The following is a 17,409-nucleotide window of genomic DNA, read 5'->3' on the forward strand; positions in this document are numbered from 1 at the left end:
ATTTGAGCGGCCAGCCCAGCGGCCTTGCGCGCCGACCATGATCGACCGAGCCCGGCGCCCGATCGAGCGCGGAATATGATAAAATCAGCCCCTGCATCGACGCCATCCTGAGAAAACTATCGACATCACGACCGTAGCCGAGCTTGGGAACGAACCCAATGCGACCGCGTGAACCGGTACATGGCAGGGGCCGTGATGCTGCGCCGCCGACAGGGTCGCCGGCTGGGGCATCGCCCGCTTAATCCAGCGTCATCGATGCTGACGGCGCCGCCGCGCTGGCTATCGCGGTGCCGTCCCGCATCGTGGATCGCCCGGCGCCACGAACTCCAACCGTTCGATCAGCGCGAAGCCGGCAAGCGCCTTGTCGCCAGCTGGGAAACGAATTTCCAATCGGCTGTTCTTGTCCTTGCCCAGCTCGATCAGCCAGCTGCCATCTTCCCTGACCCCCGGCGGCGCGTAGGGCGGGCCGACGCCGCGGCTTGGATAGAAAGTGACGCCGCTGCCATGCAATTGTCCGGCCGGATGCTCGCGGGCGTCGCCAGGGTCGGTTGGTCGCATGGGTTCGACCGGCCCCGACAATGTCACCACAACGTTGCTGCGCATCAGATGGGATTGTCCGACTTGCAGCGATTGCCAGGGCCGCCGCAGGCGCTCTCCGGCGTAAAACGCAAAGCCGACACCGTTCAGACAATGATAGCCGGGACCGTCGGTCGGTGCCGCGGGATAGAGGCCGGGGTAAAAGGAGTCCTCGAACGACTCCACAAAAACTGCCGCGCCGCGATCAGTCTTCCCGGCAGCGAACCCGGCAGGGCGGATGCAGGCGGACGGGTTGACGGCGTCCAACCGGAAGCGCGAAAGGATCGCCTTATCGGCCTCGCTGCCATCAAACGAAGGAGACGCGATAATCAGCATCGACCGCAAGCTGTCCGATGACGTCGAAGCATATTGCGTTGAAATGGCATAGCGCACGTCGCCATCGCGAAAACCCTCGCGCGCGAAAATCGCGTCACGCGCGCCGCTCGGCGGCAGCTCGCCCCGATAGCGAAACGCCAAGGTCAGATTCCCCAGCCCGATGATGTCGGTTTTGGAGGTGCCGCCCAGCGACGCCAGCGACGAAATGGGCAACAGCGCAGGCGTCGCCGCGACCACATAATCGTCGTTGATGATGCGAAAGATACTGCCGACGACATGCGCCGCCTCGTTCGGCTCCACGGCGATCGACAGGTCCCCTTCGCAAAGGATCAGCGGCCCGTAAGCTCCATATTGAGGGGGCGACAGGGGTGGCAGCGTCGCCTGCGCCGGGCCGCCGAGCACCAGCCCGAGCGCGGCAAGATATGGCAGGCATTTTGTCCCGATCATGGCGCTTCCGTCTCCACTGCGATGCCGTTTCGCCGCAGCCACGATGCGACAGCCCGCCGCCACCGCAATGTTTCCGCGTTCAGCAGGCGGTCGGGGGTCATGAACAGATAGCGCTGAAACGTCTGCCCCTGCGCGTTGCGCGCGGCGGGCGGGGCGCCGGCTTCGAGCAGCATCCATACACGCCTCGGTTCGTTGATCTGTGCCGCGACGTGCAGCGCCGTGTTGCCCATGACATCAGCCTGCGTGACGCTCGCCCCCGCGGCCAGCAGCATCGTGAACTGGCGCTCGCGCTCGGCCAGCATCGCCGCCATCAACGGCGTGCGCCCGCTGATGCGATTGCGGGTATCGGGTTTCAATCCGCGCGCCAACAGCAATTCCAGATAGGCCGGATTGCGCGCCATCGCGGCATAGTGCAGCGCGGCATCGCCGTCAGGGTCGGGCAACAGCGGGTCGGCCCCCGCATCCAGCAGCTTGCCGACCATGTCAGGATGCGCGCCGTCCAGAATCTGCTGAGACATGGGGGGCCGACCGGTCGCAGCCGGGAGGATCACGGCCGCGCCATCTGCCCGAGGCACTTCGCTCACGGCAGAGGCAGCGATGCACAGACAGCCCCAAAGCAGCTGGGGGGTCAGCGCGCCATGTCCCATATTCCATATCGCCATCGCCCGGGCATCCACTTAAACCGCCGAAAAACAAAGGCTAGCGATGCACCAGTACGCCAACGAATCTGCCGCCCGGCGACGGCGCGCCTTATCCCGACGGCGGACGATGCAGTCACCCAGCCCTTTCGGCCAACACAGTCCAGACGGGAGAGCGATCGGATGACCAAGCGCTGCACGGGATTGGGAGCGATCCGCCGATCGGCGCTCGCCGTCATGGGCTTGCTGGCGGCAGGGACCGTGAGTCTGTCGGCGGCCGAACCCGCGGCCGCGGAACCAGAAACTTCGCCGGCCTTTCGGCAATGCATCCTCAACAGCGGCGGCGTGACCGCGGCGATGCAGGATTGCATGGCCGACGAATATCGACGGTTCGATCGGGCGCTGGGTATCGCTTATCGCGATGCGCTGCGCCGCGCGTCCGGGACCAGCGCCAGGTCGCAGCTGCGCGATGCACAGCGATCCTGGCTGAAGGACCGCTGGACCGTTTGCAGCAAAGAAGTCGAACAATCGGGCATGGCGGGTGGCTCCGGCGGCGCGTTGATCGAGGACAGCTGCCGGATCCGCGTGGTTTCCGAACGAACCTTATGGCTACGGCGCCACCCCCAAAACGCCAATCGATGAGAGGGCGTTAAAGCGATGGATACGACCGACGCCGCAAGGTTCCTGCTCTTCTCGGGCGCCGCCTCGATGCTCTTTTAGACATTCCTTGGCTTTCTGATGCGGGTGCCGATGCAGCCGTGGGGACGCCGATTGCTCAAGGACATGAATTTCAAACAGTTTGGCGCCGCCCATCTCGATTGGCTGATGCTCGGGCTGATGCAGGGACTGGTCGGGGGCTGGTGACGCGGTAACGCGAAACCATGGGAGCGGTGCACCGGTGCATCGCACCCGTTGCCGCGCCGTCGCCGACGTGCTGATCAGGCATATGCGAATGACCATTATCCGATCCGATGCATCCGGCGGCCTGGTCCGCCCGGCGCTCCTGTTCGCCCGCGTCGCCACGGCTGGCCTGTTCATGGCGCACGCCGCGGTGCGGATCATCAACGGCACCATCCCGCAGTTCGGTTTATTCATGGAGTCGCAAGGTTTCCCGGCCGGCGAAGCCCTGGTGTGGTTGATCACGATCACCGAACTGATCGCCGGAACGCTGATCATTTTCGGCCGATTTGTGCGCGTGTCGGCTGCGGCGCTGATGGCGATCGCCGTTGGGGGCATTGTCCTGATCCATCGCCATTTCGGCTGGTTCGTGGGCGAACATGGCACCGGCGGCATCGAGTATAGCGCCGCGCTGATCGTCCTCTTGCTGGTGATCATGGCCGACGATCATGATCGCAGTCGCCGCAACGCTCCGCCGCTTTCCCCGTCATAACGGCGCTCCCGCCCCGGCCGTGACGTGCTAGCCCAATCGCGCGGTTGCGCCGTATCGGCACCTGCGCCAGTCTTAGCCATTGATTTCGCTTGTCACAGTCTCCGCGCCGACAATGTCCGGCGACACGACAGGTCGGCGTCAAATCCGCCAAAGGGTCGCTTGGTGGCGAAGGGGCTCGCAGCGATGCGAGCCCCTTCCTCTTGATACGAAAAAAGACGAACCGGTACGTCAAGGCGCTGGCATCGATCGCCGTGCTGCGCGACCACGCCACCGCTTCCGCCGACCATCGTCGGATGCAGCGGAGTTCCAGCGCCCCATGCAAAGCGTCCCCGCCGAACGGATCCTGGTTGCCGACGATCATCCCGTCTTTCGCGACGGGATGTGCCGCTTGGTCGCCAGCGCATTTCCGCATGCAGACATCGTCGAGGCAGGCAGCGTCGATGAAATCTTGGCGCTGGCCAGCGGGGGCGCCGCGCCCGTCCTGTTCATCCTCGACCTGATGTTCCCGGGCATGGATCCACTCGCCACCATTGCAGCCCTTCGCGGTCAATTTCCGACGTCATCGCTGATCATCATTTCGATGGCGGACGATGCCGAAACGATCGGGCGAGTCATGCGGCAAGGCGCCGACGGATTCATCGGCAAGGCCATTCCGTCCGACGCGATGGTGTCGGCGATCAAGGCGGTGCGGAGCGGCGATACGCTGGTGCTGGTCCCCGAGACGGCATCGATCGCCTCGCCGCCAACCGCGCGGCAACGGAGCCAGGACTTCACACCGCGCCAGCGCGATGTCCTGTCGCAACTGGCGATGGGCAAGACGAACAAGGAAATCGGGCGTCAGCTCGATATATCGCCGTTCACTGTCCGCATCCATGTATCGGCCCTGCTGCGGATTTTGGGGGCTCATACGCGATCGGAAGCCGCGGAAAAAGCCAATGCCCTGGGACTGCAATAGGCCCGACTAGCCGGTCGGCAATCGTTCCTGCCGACTGCGTAATGCGGCGATCGCCGACCGTAGCTCGGCGGGCTGGACGGGTTTTTTGAGGATCAGGACGCCCGCATCGGCGATGATTTCCTCGATCGCCATTTCGTCATGCCCGGTCATCACGATCGCCATCGGCGGCGGGCTGACGTGCCGATGCAGCGCAATGCAATCGGCGCCGGTCATCCCGCCGCCGATGTCGAAATCGGTGACGATCAGATCGCAAGGCTGCGCCTGCGGCGGGGCGATCGACCAGGCCGCCACCTGGGCGCCCCATGAACGAAGCAGGTGCGCGGTGGCATCGAGCACATCGATATCGTCCTCGACCAGCAAAACACGCAAATCGTGAAGCGGCGCGGCGTAGCTGTTGTCGCGATCGACGACCTGCGGCACCGCCGCCGCCGCTGCGACCAGCCCGTGGATTGCCACCGCTGTGCCGTGGCCCGGCCGCGAGCGAACTTCCGCGTCAAAATCCATGAGCGCGCCAAGCCGCCGGACGATCGAAAGCCCCAGCCCGACGCCTTGCGTATCGGCGCTGCCCAATTTGCGGATCTGGTAGAATTCATCAAACAGCCGGGGCAGATGTTCCGCCGCAATCCCCGGGCCGCAATCGACGACCCAGATCGAAACATATTCGCCGCGCGGGCGGCACCCGATCAGGACCGGGCCACGCGGCGCATATTTGATCGCGTTCGACACCAGGTTTTGCAACATCGTCAGCAACAGCGCCTTGTCGGCGAGGACGACCCGGTCGGATTGAACGAAGCGCAAGTCGATCCCGGCCCATTCGGCGCTCACTTGATTCTGCTGTTCGAGCAGGCGGAACAGCTGGCCGATGGAAACGGGTTCCAGCTTGGGCGTCACCGCGCCGCTATCGAGCGTCGAAATATCGAGCAGCGAGCGGAACAGTTCGGCGACGCCCTGCAGCGACCGATCGATGCGATCGACGATGCCGCGCTGTTCGGGCGCCAGCCCGGTCTGGGTCAGGCTGTTGAGGAAAAGCCCGATCGCATGCACCGGTTGCCGCAAGTCGTGGCTGGCCTGCGCCAGAAAGCGCGACTTGGCGGTGTTCGCCTCCTCGGCATCGCGGCGCGCCTGCTCTGTGCTGCGCTGCAAGGTCCGGATGTAAAGCGGGACGATCAGGGCGGTGAGCGAAAGCGTGACGACAAGGGGCGGGTTGGCCTGCCAATAGGGCGTCAGCAGCGTGATCGTGGCCAGCGTGATCTGCGCCATGATCGCCGCCACAATCATATAGCGCGACCCGAAACGAAGGCCGTTGCCGACCGTGACCCACATGATGATCGCGTAAACGGGCAGCATCACTACGCATCCCGCGATGATCGCGAATGCTAGGCCGGCATAGTCGTTGGCCATCGAAAACAACCGGCGCGCCGGATAGTGGCCCGGATAGCGCCGAACGTTGTAGAGCAGGCCGAGGGCGAGCGGCGTGTAACAGGCGAAATAGCTGAGGACGGCGATCGCCCATGGCTCGATACGATGCTCGGGCGCCACGATGATGCTGGCGACGGTGGCATAGGTCGAGATCAGCACCAGCAGCGCGAGGCGAATCCACGCCTGCTTGTGTTCCAGCTCGTCTTCGACCGGTGTGCTGACCGCCCGTTGGAACAGGCGCGCGGCCCCGTCACCCATATCGGCGGCGAATTGCCCGTACCGCATAACACCACCCGTCTCTGGACCGATCCGCCAAGCGGCGCGCGGCCCCAGCGCGCGGATTTGATCGCCGACATGGCGGGGCGCAAGCGTTTCGATGCACCATGACATCTTGCCGCGCTGGTGGGCTAGTGCAGCGCGGCGCTGCCCTCACCCCGCGCTGACCGCTCATGGGCCTTGTTGACGGGCCATGCCCGCCCCCAACCTGGCACCGTCGCGAACCGGGGAAGCGGCGTCGCGATACCTCCCGCGACGTCGCTTCTCCTTTTCAATCCGGCCCGGATCGCCGCGCCACCCGGTCGGCTCAGAACGCCTGTTTGACGTTGATCAGCACGCCCCGATCGGCCCCCGCCCCGCTGTTGTCGCGATGCGAATATTCGATGTCGACCGCAGTTCGGTCGCCGATCATCATCTCGACCCCAAAACCCATCAACAGGCGGCGTCGCGCGTAGCCGGTCAGCGGCACGCCATTGAACGGCCCCGAGATCTGGTCGAAATAGGCGACCAGTGCTTCGCTATCGCGTTCGATGTCGCGCTGATATTCCAGCCGGAGGCGCGGCAGGAAAAAGCCGTTCTCGACCGCAATCCGGTAATCGATCTTGGCCCCCGCGCCGATCGACGTGAACGCCACATCCTGATCGAGGTAGGTCAGGTCGAACACCGAACCGCTGTTTTCGGTATAGCCGTTCAGCTTGCCGCGCTGCGCGTCGATCCGCGCATAGGGGGTGAAGCGCCAGTCGCCGCTTTCGATGTCGGCGCCCGCCGATACCGAGCCGAACCATTGGCGACCGCTGCGCGACGAATTGACCAGCGCCCCCGACAGGGTGACGTAGCGGCGCAGATCGAAATCGAGCCACTGATACCCCGCCAGCCAGTCGATGTAGAGACCGCCGCCGAGCAGATGGCTGCCATAGATCGCCAGCGTCTTGGCCTCGCCTTCGCTCTGCGACCCGTTGCGGCCGACATCAGTGGTTTCGCGGCCGAGGCCGACCCCGACCCCCGCCGCGAACGACGGGCTGAAGCGATAGTCGGCGCCAAAGGTCACGCCTTCCGATTCAAAGCGTTCGGACGGCCGCCCGGTCTGGGCATCGCGGTCGCCCCAGCGGATCGTGCCGCCCGCCCAGATGGTGAGCGGCGAGGCGGCGGTGCCGCCCGATCCGTCGGCGTTGGCCGCCGCGTTCGTGCCGTCTCCAGCCTCCGCCGATCCGATCGCACCGCCGCCGAGCAGGCCGCCGGTCAGCGGGCCGCCCTGCGAATTGGCGCCAAAACCGCCCGGCTGGCGGTTCGCCCCGCCCGTGTTGGCGCAGACCGGGTTGGTCCAGGCGGTGACCGTGTCGATGCAATGATCCGACGCGCTGATCCGCAGCGAATTGCTGAATCCGCCACTACCACCGCCGCGGCGCAGCCCTTCGAGCCGGCGATTGAAGTTGCCGACCTGGGTATCGACGAAGCGGCGGGCCGAATTGACCTGCGCCTGAACCAGCCCGCGCACTTCGGGATCGTTCGCGGGGTTGGGCCGCGCGACGATCCGCAGCGTATAAGTGATCGTCGCGGTCGACGGCGTGCCGCCGGTGCTGTCGCTGACGGTGATCGCAAAGGTCGCGTCACCCGATCCGGTCGGCGTCCCCGCAATCACCCCGGTTGTCGCATTGATCGCGAGGCCGGGCGGCAGCGCGCCCGAGCTGACCGCGAAGCTGTAGGGCGCGATGCCCCCCGCCGCGGTGAGCCGCTGGCTATAGGCGACCCCTTGCGTTCCCGCCGGCAAGGTCGCCGGGGTGACGGTGATCGCCGAATTGCCGACGGTCAGCGTCAGGCTGGCGGTGCCGGCCTGACCGTTGGCGTCGGTGACATTGACGGTGAAGGCAAAGGCGCCTGCCGCCGTGGGCGTCCCCGCCACGATGCCGTCCGCCGACAGCGAAAGCCCCGCAGGCAGCGCGCCGCCGTTGCGCACAAAGCGATACGGCCCGACCCCGCCCGCGGCGGTCAGCGTCGCCGTATAGGCGGCACCGGCGGTTGCGACGGGCAGGCTGGTCGGGGTCACCGAAACCAGCGGCGCCGCGACGGTCAGGCTGTAAGTACCCTGCACCGTGAACGGCGCCCCGGCGCCGGTCGATCCGGTGTCGGTGGCGGTCACCGCAAAGCTGAAATTCCCCGACGCCGTCGGCGACCCGGAAAGCAGTCCGGTCGACGGATTGAGGGTGACGCCCGCCGGCAGATTGCCGGTCAGACGGTAGCTATAGGGGCCGACCCCGCCGGTTGCGGTGATCGCCTGGCTGTACGCCGCCGCATAATTGGCGGTGAAGCTGCCCGTCGCCGGGGTCAGCGCCAGCGTCGGCGCGCCCACGACCAGCGTGAAGGTCTGGCTGGTGCTGAACGGCCCGGCCCCGGTCGAGGCGTCGGTGCCCGACACGGCGAGGGCAAAGCTGCCCGCGCTGGTCGGGGTGCCCGACACGGTCACGCTGTTCACGCTGGTGCCACTGATCGCCAGCCCGGTGGGCAGGTTCGTCACCTGATAGCCCGCAAAGGGCTGCGCGCCGCCGCTGAAGGTAAAGGTCTGGCTATACGCCGTCCCCGCCGTCGCGGTCAGCGGTCCGCCCACCGCGATCGTGATCGCCGGGTTGGCGACCGTGATCGTCACCGTCGCCGGCGCCGACGTTCCGCCCGCGTTGGTCGCGGTATAGGTGAAGCTGTCGCTGCCCGCGAAACCCGTATTGGGCGTGTAGGTGACGCCGGTGCCGCTGGCGACCGCCGTGCCGTTGGCGGGCGGTGTGGCGATCGCCACGCTTGCCGCCGCGCCGCCGGTGATGTTGAGCGCGATCGGGTTCGCCGAACTGCCATAGACGACCGTCGCCGACCCCGGATTGGCGACCGGCGCGGGCTGTTCGATCTGCACCGCATAATTTTGCGTCGCCGCATAAGGCCCGCTGCCCGTGCTGCTGTCGATCGCGGTCACTGCGAAATTGAAGGTGCCAAAGGCAGTCGGCGTGCCCGCCAGCGTCCCACCCGCCGACAGCGTCAGCCCGCCCGGCAATGCGCCGCCCGTTACCGCATAGCTATACGGTGCGGTCCCGCCGCTCGCCGGGTTCAGCGGGGCATTATAGGCAAAGCCAACCTGACCGCCCGCCAGTGTGGTTGGGGGCAATGTCACCACCGCCGCACCGATCGTCAGCGCATAGGCGCGGCTGCCGGTCTGGCCGTTGGCGTCGGTCGCGGTGAGGGTGAAATTATAGGTGCCGCCCGCGGTCGGCGTCCCCGTCAGCACGCCGCCTGCCGAAAGCGTCAGCCCCGGCGGCACCGTGCCCGCGGTCACCGCATAGCCATAGGGCGATACGCCGCCCGATGCGGTTGCCGTCTGGTTGTAACTGGTGCCGACGGTGCCGTTCGGCAGCGTTTCCGGCACGATGCTGATCGTCGGCGCGGGGACGTTGACTGTGTAAGTCTGAGCGATCGTGAACGGCGCCCCCGCCCCGGTCGCGCCGGTGTCGGTCGCGGTGACCATGACAGGATAGCTGCCCGGCGCGGTCGCCATGCCGCTGATCTGGTTGCCTGCAAAGCTCAGGCCCGTGGGCAATGCCCCGCTGAGGCCATAGCTAAACGGCCCGACGCCGCCGCTGGCGGTAAAGGCCTGCGCAAAGGGCGCATTATAGGCGGCGGTCAAGGGGCCCGCCCCCGGCGTCATGGTGAGCGTCGGGCCGGCAACGGTCAGCGTGAAGGTTTGGCTGGCGCCGAACGGCCCGGTGCCGGTCGAAGCGTCGGTCGCGGAAACCGTCAGCGCAAAGCTGCCCGCGCTGGTCGGCGTCCCGATGATCTCGATCGTGTTCGCGCCGCTGCTGCCCGCCTGCATCCCGGCGGGAAGGCCGGTCACCTGGTAATTGGTGAACGGCTGCGTCCCGCCGTTGAAAGTGAAGGTCTCGCCAAAAGCGGCACCGACCGTCGCGGTCAGCGGGCCGCCTGCGGTGATCGTGATCGCCGGATTGGCGACGCTGATCGTCACCGTCGCCGGTGCTGAGTTGGCGCCGTTGTTGCTGGCGAGATAGGTGAAGCTGTCTGCCCCGGCATAGCCGGTGTCGGGGATATAGCTGATCGTCATCCGGTCGACCACCGCGCGGCCATGCGTCGGCGGCGTGACCACCGCGACCGAGTTTGCCGTGCCGGTGATGCTGAGCGGGATCGGCGTCAGCCCGGCGCCATACGGAACGCTGGCGGTTACCGGGCCCACCACCGGCGGGGTGTTGACGATGGTGATCGAATAGCTTTGCTGCACAACTCCCGCGCCGCCTGGATTGCCGTCGGTCGCGGTCACGACAAAGCCAAAGAGGTTCGCAGTCGTCGGGGTGCCGGTGATCGCACCCGACGCCGACATCGTCAGCCCATAGGGCAGCTCGCCCGACGTCACGGCATAGGTGTAGGGCGCCACGCCGCCGGTCGCGGAATTGATCTGCGCCGCATATGCGATGTCGGTGGCGCCGTCGGGCAAGGTTGTGGCCGGCAGGACAAGCGCAGGCACATCGACGGTGAGGGTATAAGCGCGGGCGCCGGTGTAGGGACCAGGCGCCGCGGTCGCGTCGGTTGCGGTAATCGTGAAGGTTCGCGGACCGCCCAGCGTCGGTGTCCCCGACAGTGTCCCGCCGGGCGCCAGGGTGAGCCCGGGGGGCAAGCTGCCCGAGGTGACCGCAAAGCTGTACGGCGCGATCGACCCGTCAGCCGTGATGGTCTGGCTGTACGGCACGCCAAAGGTCGCGTTCGCGAGCGTCACCGGGGTCAGTTCGATGGTCGGCGGCGCAATCGTCACCGTATAGGCGCGGCTGGCCGTATAGGGTCCGGGCGCACCGCTGCTGTCGGTCGCGGCGATCGTGAAGCTGGCGTTGCCCGCCGCCACCGGCGTCCCCGACAATGTGCCGTTCGGGTCGAAGTTGAGCCCGGCGGGCAGCGTTCCCGCGGTGACCGCATAGCTATAGGGCGCGGTGCCGCCATCGGTGGTCAAGATCGCGCTGTACAAGATGCCGACCGTCCCGTTCGGCAGGTTCAACGGCAGAATGTCGAGCGGCACATCGTCGTTGGTGATCGTCCCGGTCCCGGGATTGGTGCCGATGGTCGCGTTGGTCACACCCGACATGGTGACGGTAAAGCTCTCGTCGGCTTCGGGTGTCGTGTCGCTGTTGACGGTGACCGGCAACGTCTTGCTGGTGTCGCCCGGCGCAAAGAAAAGCCCGCCATTGGTGACCGCGACATAGTCGCTGCCCGCGGTCGCGGTACCATTGGCGGTGTTCACCACGACGTTGACACCGAGGCTGCTGGGGGCATCGAGCGTCAGAACGAAGTTCAGCGTCCGGGTACCCAGATTGCCCTCGACGATCGACGGGCTGCCGATCGACAGCGTCGGCAGCGGATCGTCGTTGGTGATCGTCCCCGTCCCCTGCGATCCGTTGACGAACGCGCCGGTCACATTGGCGATCCGCACGAAAAATTGCTCGTTGGTTTCGTTGAGCGCGTCGCCATTGACGAGCACGGTAAAGGGCGCCGACGTCCCGCCCGCCGGAATCACCACCCCGGTCTGGCTGTTCGCGACAAAATCCTCGCCCGCCGTTGCGGTGTTGGCGAATGTCGCGATGTCGAAGGTCACCCCGCCCGATGCGGCGGGCGCCGACAACTGCACGGTAAAGACCGCATTCGTTGTCCCGCTGTTGCCCTCGGCAACCGTTACGCTATCGACCGCAACGCTGGGAAAATCATCGTTCAGGATCGTCCCCGTGGCGCTGGCCGGTGTGCCGACCGTGTACCCGGCCCCCGCCGCCAGCGTCAGGATGACCGTCTCGTCGGGCTCGATCGTGCCGTTGGGATTGGGATTGACGACGACCGTCTGGCTGGTCGCCCCCGCGGCGATGGTCACCGAGGTGCCGATAACGGCATAATCATCGCCGAGGATTGCGGTCCCGCCGATCGTGTAATTCACCGTGACCGGCGACGCCGACGCCGCACTGAGCGCGACCGTATAAATCAGATTGGGGGCGCCATTTTCGGGGGTGCTTGCCGGCGAAACGGTGATCGACGCGCTCGGCACATCGTCGTTCAGGATCGTCCCCGTCGCAGACGCCGGCGCACCGACCAGATAGCTGGCGCCGGATGCAACGGTCAGGATGACCGTTTCATTGGCTTCGACCGTCCCGTCGACGGTCGGGTCGATGGTGACGGTCGCGGTGGTGGCGTTAGCCGCGATCGTGACCGTCGCCACGCCGCCGCTATAGTCGGTTCCCGCCGTCGCGGTTCCCGAGGTCGTCAGATTGACGGTCAGCGGGCTGGCGCTGGCAGCACTGCGCGTGACCGTATAGGCCAGATTGGTCGCGCCATCTTCGGACACCGATGCGGGGGCCACCGCGATGGAGACGGTGGGCGCCGCAATCACGTTGATCGTCAAGGTCTCGAGTTCGAAATATTGGCCCAGACCCGTGCTTGCGTCGGTCACCCGCAACTGGATCGTCGCCGTCCCGGTGCCCGAGGGCGTCCCGGTGATCAACCCGCTCGACGACAGGTTCAGGCCAAATGGCATGGGCGTGCCCGGCGGCTCGGTCGCATATATATGCGGCGACACACCGCCATTTGTCGCCAGCTGCGCTGATGCCGCCTGCCCCGACACCAGCGTGACGGTCGATGTTGCCAAAGACAGGCTGGGGTTCTGGACCGATCCGGTATAACCCTTGTCAACGAACTGCGCCGTCGGCGATGTACTGTCCGTGGCGCGCACGCTGAATGAATAAGCCCCGCGCTGGGTTGGCGTACCCGACAATCCCCCGCCATTCGTGAGCGATATACCGGGTGGCAAGACACCCGATTGCAGGGTGTAGCTATAGGGAGCCAGTCCCCCGCTTGCGGCCAAAGCCTGCGAAAAGGCGACGCCGGCCGTCAAGGTCGGCAAAGAGCCCGGGGTGACCGTTATCGGCGAGGCCGACGCATTGATCGTGATCGTAAACCGAACATCACCGGAGCCGGTCAACGAGCCGTCGGCAAGTTCAAAGACATCGGTCGATCCAATGCCGGTGGTGCCGTTGTGACTATAGTCCAGAAACCATTGGCCGCCCGTATGCCTTGTCGTTGCGGTGCCATGATCCTCAAAGTCCGCGGGGCCAAAAGACCCCCCATCAATATCGCCGACACCCCCGTTTCCAAACACGAATTCGCAATCCGAAATATTGATCGTAACGGCGCCGCCGCTCGTTACGGTGGCGCTCTGCGGCGGACATTCGGCCGACGTATGCTGCGCACTCGCCGTTTGCGGAAGAATCGCGCCAAAGGCGACCAGCACCGCAATTGCCATCCACCGCGCCATCGCCATGCGCAACCCCGCCAATTTCATGATCTTCCGTTCCCCACGCCGCCCGCCGAATGGCAAAAGCGCCCGCGGCGAACCCTAGGAGCGAGGGCGTCGCATCACTAGAAAGGGAAATGTGCTAGTTCACATAAAGCAAAGCGCCGAAGCGCATCGAATCCCATCGCTTTTTCCGCCGGGATGGCCGCATCTGGAACCCTTCCGCCGCGGCGATGGCCAAACCGCGGACAACACCGCCCAGCCGCCGCTGGCGGCGCCGGATTTTGGCTGTCGGCATGACAAGGAAAATGGTGCCAGAAGAGGACTAAGGCCTCAGCACCCAAAAACCGCAGAAATCCTAGGTTTTTTCAAACCCTGTCTGTAATAGCCGGTATATCCACATGTAACAGTTTGAGCAACAGCTATTCCGGTTCTCTACTGCGGATTATTTCACTGCTTTCGCAGCCCATCCACAACCAACAAGGCATCGCAAATATCATCCAGATGCTGTCGGAGTGCGGCGACAAAGGCAGTGCCTCCTTCCGCAGAAATGCTGCGTGGCATGAGCGTGTCTTGTAGCGCATTGATCGCCTCCATCAGCGGCACATCAAGCGTTCTGTCTCTCACGGGTTGAAGCGATCCGCGAAGCTCATCCAAGCGTCGTCCGCTAAGATCGCCAGATATTGTTCCCATATGACCGACATAGTCGTCGGCGTAACGCGCCAGCTGGTTTGTAGCCTCCTCGGTCGCAAGGACGCCAAGAGAAGTCACTCGCTCGATAAGCTCGTTATGAGCGTCGATCCTCGACCGAGCGGCGCGTAACTCTGCGGCCTCATTTTCTGCGGCAATCCGTTTCTCCACTGCGCTAGCAGTCTCACGTTCATGCGCCAGCTGCTCTCTTGTGACTTCCACAAGCTGCCGCTGCTGGGTCACGGAGTTTTGAAGCTCTTGCCCCTGCAACCACAATGCGTCTGCACTGTGCCTCAACTCCTCCCCTTGTTGAAAATATCCCAACACCAGCCAAAGGAACGCGAGGGGACTAAACACGCCTGCCAAAAAATCCCCAAGCTCGTTCAATTTGAGATTTTTCGCGTCACCCCAAGACGACCAGCCGTAGATTGCAATAATAACCAGATACGTTATCGTGATTACTATACCACCGATCATAAGCTTGTTGGAACGAACCGTGCGTTTGTTTTCGTCCATATCGCCTCTCTTGACTAAGCCGGATCAGAAAATAGCATAGTCATGCGAGAGGGCAACTCCGACCATGTGTGCTGCGGCTTCCCCCCGTGGGGGGTGTCCCCCAGCCGCACCGCGCGCGGCGCGATAAAGCCTGACACCCTGCCCAGCCCCTGCGACCGCCGTGCAATTGCCCACTTGCGTCACTGACTGTTCACATATAAACGCTGGATAACTTGTGAACAGTAAGAGGTGATTTCATGGCCGAACAGCGCAAAGCAATCGCATATCTCCGCGTATCGACCGACCGGCAGGGACGCAGCGGGCTTGGCCTAGAAGCCCAGCGGGAAGCCGTGGCGCGCTATGCCGCCGCTGCCGGGATGGAGATCGCCGGGGAATATCTGGAGGTGGAAACCGGCAAGGGCAGCAATGCGCTCGCCAAGCGGCCCCAGCTTCTTGCCGCGCTCAATGAGGCGAAGCGGACCAAGGCCAAGCTGGTATTGGCAAAGCTCGACCGGCTGGCGCGCAACGTCCATTTCATTTCGGGCCTGATGGAAACCGGGGTCGATTTCGCTGTGGCTGATATGCCAAACGCTGATCGTTTCCAGCTTCACTTGTTCGCCGCCCTCGCAGAGAAAGAAGGGGAAGTCATATCGCAGCGGACCAAGGCTGCCCTCGCCGCCGCCAAGGCGCGGGGGACGGTGCTGGGGCGCAATGGCGCTGCATTGGCGGCGGCGAACAAGGCTGCGGCTGCGGAGCGTCTCGCGCCCCTCTCTGACCGCCTGCGGGCCATGAAGGAAAGCGGAATGTCCGTGCGCCGGATGATTGCCGCACTCAACGATGAGGGGGTGCCGTCCCCTGCTGGGGGCAAGTGGCACCCTGCGAACCTACACCGCGCGCTAGGTCGGCTGGCAGCATAGTGGAGCGCCTATCACATGAACCTGCCGCCCACCCTCTCCGCCGCCTAGCCGTAGCGCGGGAACAAACGGGGCGCCCCATGTTGACCGACCGGCGCGCCGTCGTGGATAGGCAGGCTGTCAGCAACAGGGGGACACGATGACCGACCGACACGAGATTATATTGGAAGCGATGCAGGACACGCGCCGCGAGCTGGGAACACCCTACTCGGATTTCGGTCGCTGGGCTGTAGGCGATCCCCGCTTCCACGAGCGGGTGAAGCTAGGTAGGCTCCGCGACGGCGAGGCGGCAAAGGCGCTGGCGCTGGCCGTGCGGCTGTTTGAAGGTCAGATTGCCCGCTTGGCGGGACGGCTTGCACAAGAGCAGCGGGCATAGGTTTTTTGGGGTTCGCCAATTCGGGACCGTCAAGAGGATCGACGCGGCTGCGCCCGATTGCGGCAGAGCGTCCCCGCACAAATCGGGGTTCTCCGATTTGATACCGTCAAGACAACAGAAAACGCGCCCGTAGCCCAGCCGTTTGGAAGTCAAACTTATTATCGTTCTTTTTCAGTGGCTTATGAATTGATACCATCACAACATACAGCCCGCGGATTTCCGCACCTGAAATCGGAGAAAACCGTCATGCACGTCACAGTGGATGCCAGCATATTATCGCACCCGGATGCCGTTGCCCGGTATGTCGGGAAGCCCAAGCCCTATCTCGCCGGGATGCGCTTCGCCCTCGAAGCCCTCGGCGTGGCCCTCCCCGGCCCGCTACAGCGCAAGGCGCCGGGACGTAAGCGATCAGCCCAGCCCTCGCGAATGACCGCCTTGCGGGACCGCAAGAAGGCGCTGGCGTAACCTCGGCACTCGCCGATCCAATCCTATAGTCCCCGTGCGCGGGCTTTTCCGTTGAACGCGCACCGGGATTTCCTTGGCCTCGGCCTTGATTTCGGTCGAGCGGCCCTCTCCCCTTGCATCCCTCGTGGTTGTCCGGGTGCGCGGAGAGGGTCGCTCAATCGACCGCCTGCCCTGTCCGTGCTGATGCATGGTCGCCCCTCTGGCATTTCTGAAATCCAACCCACGTAAGCGCGGGGGCCACCTGTCTTGAATAACATACTTTTGAAACCCACCATCCCGAAAGGAAACCGATGACCGATCCGGGCACGATGCCCATTTCATCCGCTGGCCTATATGCCCTGCGGAACAACCCCGACCTTGCCGACTATTTCAGCGGGAACTCCAATCGCATGGCCGCTTGTCGCGCTATGTTGGACCTTCTCCGGATCCCTTACCCCTCGTGGGCTGTGCGAGGGGCGAGCGGACGCGCTGCCAATACCAAGGCCATGATTGCCGCGTTCCGCGCCGACAACCCGCGCGAGCGGCTTCCCTCGGCACGATAGATGACGACTGACAGCGACCCCACAGGGGACGCACGAGCGATGTTCGCAGCAATGGACCGGCTCGATATGATGACCGGCCCTTCCCCCCGGTGGCAGGATTGCAACCTATCGTGCCGGGCATCGGAGACGAAGGCAGCAATCGCCCGCTTCAACGCAGATCATCCGCAGCGCAATTTACCTTGGGACTATGGCCCACCGTGACAGCGGATAGTCCACTGGTCCCCGATGGGATAAACCACGAGGCGGACCTATCCGGTATGACGCCGGGAGACCGCCGCAAGCATCACACCCAGGAATTGCGGCGCGTCGCCTTCTTTCAAGGGAAGGAAGGGGCAGACGCATATCGGCTGCGGCACCCAGAGGCGCGCTCGATCCTCGTCAACGTCAATACCCTTGCATATTCACCCAAGCCCTCAGGCTATGCAGACGTAGTGGCGAGCATGGCCGAACTGTGGTTCGACAGCGACACGGCTGCGGATTCCGACGATCCCGCGCAGGGATACCGACATGATCACGCGCATCGTTCCGATCTGATCCCGCGCGGGATTCCGATCTGATGCCGCGCACGGCTCAGAGCCGTCATC

General features: G+C 64.7%; 13 protein-coding genes. 8 read left to right on the plus strand and 5 right to left on the minus strand.

All coding sequences use genetic code 11. From position 1 onward, the window contains the following. Positions 1–279: 279 nt before the first annotated feature. Both FFS68_RS10880 and FFS68_RS10885 read right to left on the minus strand, forming a co-directional pair. The gene (locus FFS68_RS10880) at positions 280–1,359 is read right to left on the minus strand and encodes a hypothetical protein (protein ID WP_137753215.1); all 1,080 of its coding nucleotides are present in this window, start codon (positions 1,357–1,359) and stop codon (positions 280–282) included. Continuing rightward, entirely contained in the window at positions 1,356–1,877 is a 522-nt protein-coding gene (locus FFS68_RS10885; protein ID WP_212742345.1) for an ankyrin repeat domain-containing protein, read from the minus strand. The genes FFS68_RS10880 and FFS68_RS10885 overlap by 4 nt, the downstream gene beginning before the upstream one ends. Before the next feature lie 120 nt (positions 1,878–1,997). Between FFS68_RS10885 and FFS68_RS18060 the strand changes: the two genes are divergently transcribed. The 4 genes from FFS68_RS18060 (at position 1,998) to FFS68_RS10900 (ending at position 4,342) form a co-directional block, all read left to right on the plus strand. Next, on the plus strand, positions 1,998–2,639 hold the full coding sequence (locus FFS68_RS18060; RefSeq protein ID WP_212742346.1) for a lysozyme inhibitor LprI family protein: 642 nt from the start codon (positions 1,998–2,000) through the stop codon (positions 2,637–2,639). Between the two features lie 96 nt (positions 2,640–2,735). Next, positions 2,736–2,861, plus strand: a complete 126-nt coding sequence (locus tag FFS68_RS18205) for a hypothetical protein (RefSeq protein WP_283214602.1) — start codon at positions 2,736–2,738, stop codon at positions 2,859–2,861. Between the two features lie 88 nt (positions 2,862–2,949). Beyond that, entirely contained in the window at positions 2,950–3,387 is a 438-nt protein-coding gene (locus tag FFS68_RS10895) for a DoxX family protein (protein ID WP_171003830.1), read from the plus strand. Between the two features lie 112 nt (positions 3,388–3,499). Next, on the plus strand, positions 3,500–4,342 hold the full coding sequence (locus tag FFS68_RS10900; RefSeq protein ID WP_212742347.1) for a response regulator transcription factor: 843 nt from the start codon (positions 3,500–3,502) through the stop codon (positions 4,340–4,342). A gap of 6 nt (positions 4,343–4,348) precedes the next feature. On the opposite strand, the gene FFS68_RS10905 is transcribed toward FFS68_RS10900, so the two are convergent. The 3 genes from FFS68_RS10905 to FFS68_RS10915 all read right to left on the minus strand — a co-directional run bounded on the left by FFS68_RS10905 (position 4,349) and on the right by FFS68_RS10915 (position 14,549). After that, a complete protein-coding gene (locus FFS68_RS10905) occupies positions 4,349–6,046 on the minus strand; it encodes a hybrid sensor histidine kinase/response regulator (RefSeq protein WP_171003831.1) in 1,698 nt (565 codons plus the stop codon). 298 nt (positions 6,047–6,344) lie between these two features. Next, positions 6,345–13,391 (minus strand): putative Ig domain-containing protein, encoded by a 7,047-nt coding sequence (locus FFS68_RS10910; protein WP_137753220.1) that lies wholly within the window; start codon positions 13,389–13,391, stop codon positions 6,345–6,347. A 402-nt stretch (positions 13,392–13,793) separates the two neighbouring features. Next, positions 13,794–14,549: a hypothetical protein gene (locus FFS68_RS10915; RefSeq protein WP_137753221.1), complete on the minus strand. Its 756-nt coding sequence runs from the start codon at positions 14,547–14,549 to the stop codon at positions 13,794–13,796. A 236-nt stretch (positions 14,550–14,785) separates the two neighbouring features. Here FFS68_RS10915 and FFS68_RS10920 point away from each other — a divergent pair, with 236 nt between their 5' ends. The 4 genes from FFS68_RS10920 to FFS68_RS10935 all read left to right on the plus strand — a co-directional run bounded on the left by FFS68_RS10920 (position 14,786) and on the right by FFS68_RS10935 (position 17,382). After that, entirely contained in the window at positions 14,786–15,445 is a 660-nt protein-coding gene (locus tag FFS68_RS10920) for a recombinase family protein (protein ID WP_137753222.1), read from the plus strand. Between the two features lie 136 nt (positions 15,446–15,581). Then, positions 15,582–15,818 carry a hypothetical protein gene (locus FFS68_RS10925; protein WP_137753223.1) on the plus strand — a complete coding sequence of 79 codons (237 nt, stop codon included), beginning with the start codon at positions 15,582–15,584 and terminating at the stop codon, positions 15,816–15,818. A 246-nt stretch (positions 15,819–16,064) separates the two neighbouring features. Then, complete coding sequence (locus FFS68_RS10930) at positions 16,065–16,283, plus strand: hypothetical protein (protein ID WP_137753224.1); 219 nt, start codon at positions 16,065–16,067, stop codon at positions 16,281–16,283. A 799-nt stretch (positions 16,284–17,082) separates the two neighbouring features. Further along, positions 17,083–17,382 (plus strand): hypothetical protein, encoded by a 300-nt coding sequence (locus FFS68_RS10935; RefSeq protein WP_137753225.1) that lies wholly within the window; start codon positions 17,083–17,085, stop codon positions 17,380–17,382. The last annotated feature ends 27 nt before the right edge of the window (positions 17,383–17,409 follow it).

It is taken from the genome of Sphingopyxis sp. L1A2A (genome assembly GCF_005502465.1).
Lineage (GTDB): Bacteria > Pseudomonadota > Alphaproteobacteria > Sphingomonadales > Sphingomonadaceae > Sphingopyxis.